The organism is Arhodomonas sp. KWT, assembly GCF_010993615.1.
This window is the reverse complement of the sequence record NZ_WNXE01001083.1, coordinates 1-547: the sequence shown is the minus strand read 5'-3', so window position 1 is coordinate 547 and position 547 is coordinate 1. Positions and strand designations below refer to the sequence as shown.

Sequence of the window (547 nt, the reverse complement as noted above, 5' to 3'; positions counted from 1 at the left end):
CGCATGGTACGACAACGAGTGGGGCTTCTCCTCGCGGATGCTCGACACCACCGTCGCGCTCATGAACGCCGGGCGGTAATGCCGGGCCGCCGGACCGGGGGCGGGGTTTCCCCGAAGACGGCCGTGCCGGCGGTCCGGTCGTCCGCCCTCAGCGCGAGGTGACGCGGCGGACGGCGTCCGCCCAGCCGGCGAGCTGGCGCTCGCGCTGTGCCCGGGGCAGGTCGGGGTCGAATGCCCGGTCCGTCTGCCATTGCGAGCGGATCTCTTCCAGCGAGCCCCAGATGCCCTGACCGATACCCGCGAGGTAGGCGGCCCCCAGGGCCGTGGTTTCAATGACCTGCGGGCGCACCACGCGCTCGCCGACGATGTCCGAGAGGGTCTGCAGGAACCAGTCGTTGGCCACCATGCCGCCGTCCACACGCAGCTCCGCGGCGGCGCCGGCGTCCCCGGCCATCGCGACCAGCAGGTCATGGGTCTGGTAGCACACGGACTCCAGCGCCGCGCGGGCGAGCTCCGCGACGCCGGTGTCCCGGGACAGGCCGAAGAT

At 72.8% G+C, this 547-nt stretch carries 1 protein-coding gene; it reads right to left on the bottom strand.

Annotated features, from left to right (window positions below; translation table 11 throughout):
- Positions 1–148 precede the first annotated feature (148 nt).
- On the bottom strand, positions 149–547 hold a 399-nt coding region (locus G7A99_RS24270), incomplete at its 5' end, for an FGGY-family carbohydrate kinase (protein WP_240466413.1).